At 57.2% G+C, this 6,274-nt stretch carries 10 protein-coding genes and 1 pseudogene; all 11 read left to right on the forward strand.

Features of this window, described 5'->3' with window-relative positions:
• Positions 1–396: enoyl-CoA hydratase-related protein (locus AC221Y_RS18500; RefSeq protein ID WP_486707988.1), on the forward strand; the 396-nt coding region annotated here is incomplete at its 5' end.
• A gap of 54 nt (positions 397–450) precedes the next feature.
• Entirely contained in the window at positions 451–726 is a 276-nt protein-coding gene (locus AC221Y_RS18505; RefSeq protein WP_486707989.1) for a hypothetical protein, read from the forward strand.
• A gap of 507 nt (positions 727–1,233) precedes the next feature.
• Positions 1,234–1,599: an NADH-quinone oxidoreductase subunit A gene (locus AC221Y_RS18510; protein WP_486707990.1), complete on the forward strand. Its 366-nt coding sequence runs from the start codon at positions 1,234–1,236 to the stop codon at positions 1,597–1,599.
• On the forward strand, positions 1,590–2,123 hold the full coding sequence (locus AC221Y_RS18515) for a NuoB/complex I 20 kDa subunit family protein (RefSeq protein ID WP_299752151.1): 534 nt from the start codon (positions 1,590–1,592) through the stop codon (positions 2,121–2,123). The genes AC221Y_RS18510 and AC221Y_RS18515 overlap by 10 nt, the downstream gene beginning before the upstream one ends.
• 12 nt (positions 2,124–2,135) lie before the next feature.
• Complete coding sequence (locus tag AC221Y_RS18520; protein ID WP_486707991.1) at positions 2,136–2,744, forward strand: NADH-quinone oxidoreductase subunit C; 609 nt, start codon at positions 2,136–2,138, stop codon at positions 2,742–2,744.
• A gap of 5 nt (positions 2,745–2,749) precedes the next feature.
• Positions 2,750–2,938: a hypothetical protein gene (locus AC221Y_RS18525; protein ID WP_299752156.1), complete on the forward strand. Its 189-nt coding sequence runs from the start codon at positions 2,750–2,752 to the stop codon at positions 2,936–2,938.
• A complete protein-coding gene (locus AC221Y_RS18530; RefSeq protein WP_486707992.1) occupies positions 2,935–3,438 on the forward strand; it encodes a hypothetical protein in 504 nt (167 codons plus the stop codon). The genes AC221Y_RS18525 and AC221Y_RS18530 overlap by 4 nt, the downstream gene beginning before the upstream one ends.
• Positions 3,438–4,646 carry an NADH-quinone oxidoreductase subunit D gene (locus AC221Y_RS18535; protein WP_299752163.1) on the forward strand — a complete coding sequence of 403 codons (1,209 nt, stop codon included), beginning with the start codon at positions 3,438–3,440 and terminating at the stop codon, positions 4,644–4,646. The genes AC221Y_RS18530 and AC221Y_RS18535 overlap by 1 nt, the downstream gene beginning before the upstream one ends.
• Positions 4,647–4,738: 92 nt before the next feature.
• Entirely contained in the window at positions 4,739–4,930 is a 192-nt protein-coding gene (locus AC221Y_RS18540; RefSeq protein WP_486707993.1) for a hypothetical protein, read from the forward strand.
• Complete coding sequence (gene nuoE / locus AC221Y_RS18545) at positions 4,930–5,949, forward strand: NADH-quinone oxidoreductase subunit NuoE (protein ID WP_486707994.1); 1,020 nt, start codon at positions 4,930–4,932, stop codon at positions 5,947–5,949. Before AC221Y_RS18540 ends, nuoE begins: the two co-directional genes overlap by 1 nt.
• A gap of 77 nt (positions 5,950–6,026) precedes the next feature.
• Positions 6,027–6,274: pseudogene (locus tag AC221Y_RS18550) on the forward strand (hypothetical protein); the annotation flags it as partial.

The following is a 6,274-nucleotide window of genomic DNA, read 5'->3' on the forward strand; positions in this document are numbered from 1 at the left end:
GCGTCGTTTGGTTTGACCGAGACGCGCCTTGGGCTGATCCCGGCGACGATCGGGCCCTACGTGGTGGCGCGCATGGGCGAAGCACGCGCGCGCCGCGTTTTCTTTTCTTCGCGGGTGTTTGGTGCCCGCGAGGCGGTCGATCTGGGGCTTGTGGCGCAGGCAGTGCCGCGCGCGGCGCTGGAGGCCGCGGTGGAGCGTGAGATTGCGCCCTATTTTGAGTGCGCGCTTGGAGCGGTAGCCGAGGCAAAAGCGATGGTGCGGGCTTTGGGTCCGGTGATCGACGAGGCGGTGATTGTAGCGAGTATAGACGCGCTTTTGGTGCGGTGGGACAGTGCGGAGGCGGACGCGGGAAGCCAGGCGTTTATTGACAAACGCCGTCCCAATTGGGCGCCCTAACCTTTTATTCACCCAGACTGAGTATTGATGCCTTGAGCTATAAGGATACAGTACATGATTGGCGCATTTGGTGATCAGCCTGTGGCCTATAAAAAACTTATGCCGGACGCTGGCAGATGCGGCGATGCGGTTGGCCAGCAGGCGAAGACGCCTGTGACGGCTGCGCGCGAGGGCGTTGCCGAAAAATGCGCAGGGCCTTTCGGCCTCTGGGGTTGCGCGTGGAGCCGATCCAGCCGCATTTTTGTGGCCCCAGTGACATCCGTTGCGCCAAGCGATGCTGGATTGGGTGTCGGGACTGCGCGGGCTGGGACGGGCGATGTGCCTGTTTAGGCGACCTCTACGGTTCTGATTGCCCCGCCTCCGCCAATTGGTGTTGATGACGGTGATGGCGCCTGCCGAAGAGACGCGCGAGGTTGTGCAAGTGGCGGTGTCCGAGCGCATTATCAATAGACGACGGTGTGGTGGCCTTTGAGGTACTGACGGCTGGGCAATCTGGCTGAAGGCCTTAAGAATTGACGACGCATAACGCGAGATCACTGGCGAAGTGGATTTCGCGGTTTTGGTCCGCACTGACCGGGTTGTCTGGATGCCGGGGGTGATCGGTGTCGGGGTACGTAAAACAGGGATTGATCTGGCATTGCTTCTTGCGTGGCGGCGCCTTTTGACTTCGGGGCAGTTTTTGCAGTGTGATTAGGGCATTTACCTGCAGTATTTCCAGGCGAAATGATACGAATTCGGGCGCGACCCGGCGTTGACCCCGCCGCAAGGCGCAAGTAGGTATTGGAGCGATAAGTCCCTGCGCATGAAACGACGCGGGACGTAGATGGAGCCCGACGCGTGGAAGACTTCCTTCGAGAATACCTGCCCATCCTTGTTTTCTTGGGCCTTGCGATTGCACTGGGGGCAGTTTTGCTTCTGGCGGCGGTACTTGCAGCGCCAAGCAATCCGGACCCCGAAAAGCTGTCGGCCTATGAATGCGGGTTTAACGCATTTGATGATGCAAGGATGAAGTTCGATGTGCGGTTTTACCTCGTGGCGATCCTGTTCATCATTTTCGACCTGGAGATTGCCTTCCTGTTCCCATGGGCCGTGGCCTTTGGCGGGCTGAGCGACGCGGCGTTCTGGTCGATGATGGTGTTTCTAAGCGTGCTGACCATTGGGTTTGCATACGAGTGGAAAAAGGGAGCTCTGGAATGGGAGTAAGCACAGGGCTGAACACGGCTGGCGCTGATCGCGAGGTTGCTACTCAGACATTGAATAAAGAGTTGCAGGACAAGGGGTTCCTTGTGACCTCGACCGATGACATCGTGAATTGGGCGCGCACCGGTTCGCTGCATTGGATGACGTTTGGACTGGCTTGCTGCGCGGTCGAGATGATGCACACAGCGATGCCGCGCTATGACATGGAACGGTTTGGCACGGCTCCGCGCGCCAGTCCGCGGCAATCGGATCTGATGATTGTGGCCGGCACCCTGACAAACAAAATGGCGCCCGCGCTTCGCAAAGTTTACGACCAGATGCCCGAGCCACGCTATGTGATCTCGATGGGATCTTGCGCGAACGGTGGCGGGTATTACCACTACAGCTATTCCGTCGTGCGTGGCTGCGACCGGATTGTGCCGGTTGATGTCTATGTGCCTGGCTGTCCGCCGACGGCCGAGGCGCTGCTTTACGGCATCCTTCAACTTCAGCGCAAAATTCGCCGTACCGGCTCCATTACACGATAGGAAAGGGTGCCCATGTCCGAGGCCCTCACCGAGCTTGCCACCCATATCGAATTGAAGCGCCCTGATTGCGTGATCTCATGGGGCATTGCTTTTGGCGAATTGACGATCCACGTCACGCAGTCCTCTTTGCCAGGGTTTGTAGAGTTTTTGAAGGTCGATGGAAATTGCCGGTTCTCAACGCTCGTCGATATTACGGCTGTCGATCACCCGGACCGTGATCCGCGGTTTGATCTCGTTTACCACTTCCTCAGCATGTACCAGAACCACCGTGTCCGTTTAAAAGTCGGCGTGCGCGAGGACGATATTGTGCCGTCTTTGACCGGGGTTCATTCCGGCGCAAACTGGTTTGAGCGTGAAGTCTTCGACATGTTTGGCGTGCTGTTTTCAGGCCATCCCGATCTGCGGCGGATCCTGACGGATTACGGTTTCCGAGGGTATCCTTTGCGGAAAGACTTTCCGACGACCGGCTACACTGAATTGCGGTATGACGAAGAGCAAAAGCGCGTCGTGTATGAGCCGGTGCAGCTGGTTCAGGAATACCGTCAGTTTGATTTCATGTCACCCTGGGAGGGAGCCGAGTACATCCTTCCGGGCGATGACAAAGCCGAAGCGAAGGGATGAACTCCATGGGCGGAGGTTTGCCAATTCTGTTTGCGATGATCTGGGTGGCCTTGTTGGTTGTTCCGTTCTGGAAGCTTTTGCCGCGTTATGGCATCTCGAAATATTTCGCTCCATTGGCCGCAATGCCGGCGATTGCATTGGTGCTTTTGTGGATTATAGCGTTCAAAGAAGACGTGGACGGGCCGCGCTCATGACGGCGATTTTCTTTTGCGTTGGCGCGGCGAAGGCAGGGACAAGCTGGCTGCATCGCCAGTTGTCGGACCACCCCGAGTGCCACTTTTGCGCAATCAAAGAACTTCACTATTTTGATGCGATCGGGGCGGGTAGGCTGGGCCGCCTGACTAAACATCACCAGGCACAACAGGTTGCGTTGAAAGACCGGCTTGCCGTGCGCGGAGCGCCCGCGAGGGCTGCGCGAAAGCGGCGAACGGCGGATCGCGCAGCGGTGCCGTGCGCCCGACTTTTGGTTGAGGTATTTGAAAACATGATCGCGGGCCCGGGGTTCGAGTGGATTTGCGATTTTCTTGGGATTTCGCGGATCACCGCGCAAATGGCCGCTGTGCATGCAGGTCGCGACCTTTCGATGACCCTGGATCAAGGACAGGCGGCGGCGGCATATCTCGCCCCGCTACACGACGCGGCGGCGCGCTTTGGGGCAGATGCCCAAAGCCTGTGCCCGAAAGGAATACGATGATGGACGGTAATTTCGACGACGCGCTGACCGGCGAACAAAAAATCCGTAATTTCAACATTAACTTCGGCCCGCAGCACCCTGCGGCACACGGAGTTTTGCGGCTTGTGCTTGAGCTTGACGGCGAGATCGTGGAGCGGTGTGATCCGCATATCGGCTTATTGCACCGTGGCACCGAAAAACTGATGGAAAGCCGAACGTATCTGCAGAATCTGCCGTATTTCGACCGGTTGGATTATGTGGCGCCAATGAACCAGGAGCACGCCTGGTGTCTGGCGATCGAAAAGCTGACTGGCACGGAAGTACCACGGCGCGCCAGCCTGATCCGCGTGCTTTATTCCGAGATCGGCCGGATTTTGAGCCATCTGTTGAACGTCACGACGCAAGCCTTGGACGTGGGCGCTTTGACGCCACCGCTTTGGGGCTTTGAAGAGCGCGAAAAGCTCATGGTGTTTTACGAACGGGCCTGTGGGGCGCGGCTTCATGCGGCGTATTTCCGCCCCGGTGGTGTGCATCAGGACCTGCCGCCCGATCTGATCGAAGACATCGACACATGGGCTCAGGAATTTCCGGCGGCGCTGAACGATATTGATAGTCTGCTGACCGAGAACCGTATCTTTAAGCAGCGCAACGTTGATATCTGCGTGATCAGCCAGGAAGAAGCGCTTGAGTGGGGCTTTTCCGGCGTCATGGTGCGTGGCTCCGGCATGGCGTGGGATTTGCGGCGCTCGCAGCCTTATGAGTGTTATGACGAGTTTGATTTCCAGATCCCCGTGGGTACCAATGGCGATTGTTATGACCGTTATCTGTGTCGCTTGGCCGAGATGCGCGAGTCGGTGAAGATCATTCGACAGGCCTGTGAAAAGCTGCGCAATGAGCCGGGCGAAGTGATGTCACGAGGCAAAATCACGCCACCTTCTCGGGGCGATATGAAGACCTCGATGGAGGCGTTGATCCACCACTTCAAGCTTTACACCGAAGGCTTCCACGTGCCCGAAGGCGAGACTTATGCCTGTGTTGAAGCGCCGAAAGGCGAGTTCGGCGTCTACCTTGTGGCAGATGGCACGAACAAGCCGTACCGCGCGAAAATCCGCGCGCCGGGGTTCCTGCATTTGCAGGCGATGGACCATATTTCTAAGGGGCATCAGCTTGCGGATGTGGCCGCGATCATCGGAACACTGGATGTGGTGTTCGGGGAGATTGATAGGTGAGTTTTCAGCAACTCGTCGAATGCGCAACGCACGGACAGACGCGAGCGTCGTATGTTTGCCATCACCTTCTTCAGTCTGGGCAAGATGGCTCGATGCGCCCTGTGAACTGGGTGCGGGATGAAGACGAGCATGTGAACGCGTGGTGCGATGAATGCGAAGAATATCTTCAAAGCCACGGGGCGGAATGGAACGACAAAACCGAAGCATTCGCCAAGATCAGGATGATTTGCGAGAATTGCTTTGAGACCCTTAAAGCGACCAACCCGACGAAAGAACTTACGTAATGCTGCGCCGACTTCATAAAGACCAACCCGATGCTTTCGTTTTCACGCCTGACAATCTGGCATGGGCAGAGGCTCAGATTCAGAAATACCCGGAAGGGCGGCAGGCGTCTGCGATCATTCCGCTTTTGTGGCGTGCGCAGGAGCAAGAGCGTTGGCTTACGCGGCCTGCCATGGAATACGTCGCGGCGATGTTGGGCATGGCCTATATCCGGGTGCTTGAGGTGGCGACGTTCTACTTCATGTTCCAGCTTCATCCCGTTGGGTCTGTGGCGCATATTCAGGTGTGCGGCACGACGTCCTGCATGATTTGCGGGGCCGAGGATTTGATTGGTGTGTGCAAAGAAAAGATTGCCAAGAATGCGCATGATCTGTCGGATGACGGCAAGTTTTCGTGGGAAGAGGTCGAGTGCCTGGGCGCCTGTGCGAACGCTCCAATGGCGCAGATCGGCAAGGATTATTACGAGGATCTGACGACGGCACGTCTGGGCGAGATCATCGACGAGATGGCGGCGGGTGGCGTGCCTGTGCCGGGTCCGCAGAGCGGTCGATTTGCAGCAGAGCCCAAGGAAGGGCTGACGACGTTGAAAGACTTCAGAAGCGAAAAGAACAAGTATAACGCAAGCGCGCAAGCTGCGATTGATATCGGCGATACCATCAAGCGGATTGATGGCACGGAAGTGCCGCTTTTGACGCCTTGGATTGAAGGCAGCGTTGCAGTCGCCAAGCCTCGGGTCGCGAAGGTGACGCCGATTTCAGCAGCCGCTCCGAAGGCTGCGCCTGGTGCCAAGCCGGCGGGTCTTGGCGAGGCGCGTGGCGGGCAGGCGGACGATTTGAAGCTTATCAAAGGCGTTGGTCCGAAGCTTGAGACGCTACTGCACTCCCTTGGATTTTTCCACTTCGACCAGATTGCGAACTGGACGGCGGAAGAAATTGCTTGGGTAGACGAAAACCTTGCTGGGTTTAAGGGGCGGGTGACGCGTGATGACTGGATTGTTCAGGCAAAGGTGCTCGCGACTTAGGCGGAACTATAGAAATTTTGCCTAAACGCGAATCCTGTTATATCCATTTCAGGTCAGAAGAATTTGGAGGCGCATTAATGTCACGACACACTCAAGGCTCTCTTACAATTGCATACGCAATTGCGGGGGCTGTTTTCCTTGTAGCGTTCGTAGCTTTGTTGGTTCTTAGTTCGTTGTCGGTTTTGGCTGCGGTATTTGTTGCCGCTTTGATCGCCGCGGTTGCAGCTATCGTGTTTTATCGGGGATTTGCTGGCGGGTCGGATGGCCCGGTTGCGGCCGCACCGGTGGCCAAGCCCGTGACGGCAGCGGCCCCTGTTGCAGAGCC

The sequence above is a fragment of the Boseongicola sp. genome, from assembly GCF_057460485.1.

Coding starts and splice junctions, on each gene's coding strand:
- AC221Y_RS18505 (WP_486707989.1), top strand. CDS start 451: ATGATTGGCGCATTTGGTGATCAGCCTGTGGCCTATAAAAAACTTATG.
- AC221Y_RS18515 (WP_299752151.1), top strand. CDS start 1,590: ATGGGAGTAAGCACAGGGCTGAACACGGCTGGCGCTGATCGCGAGGTT.
- AC221Y_RS18520 (WP_486707991.1), top strand. CDS start 2,136: ATGTCCGAGGCCCTCACCGAGCTTGCCACCCATATCGAATTGAAGCGC.
- AC221Y_RS18525 (WP_299752156.1), top strand. CDS start 2,750: ATGGGCGGAGGTTTGCCAATTCTGTTTGCGATGATCTGGGTGGCCTTG.
- AC221Y_RS18530 (WP_486707992.1), top strand. CDS start 2,935: ATGACGGCGATTTTCTTTTGCGTTGGCGCGGCGAAGGCAGGGACAAGC.
- AC221Y_RS18535 (WP_299752163.1), top strand. CDS start 3,438: ATGGACGGTAATTTCGACGACGCGCTGACCGGCGAACAAAAAATCCGT.
- AC221Y_RS18540 (WP_486707993.1), top strand. CDS start 4,739: ATGCGCCCTGTGAACTGGGTGCGGGATGAAGACGAGCATGTGAACGCG.
- nuoE (WP_486707994.1), top strand. CDS start 4,930: ATGCTGCGCCGACTTCATAAAGACCAACCCGATGCTTTCGTTTTCACG.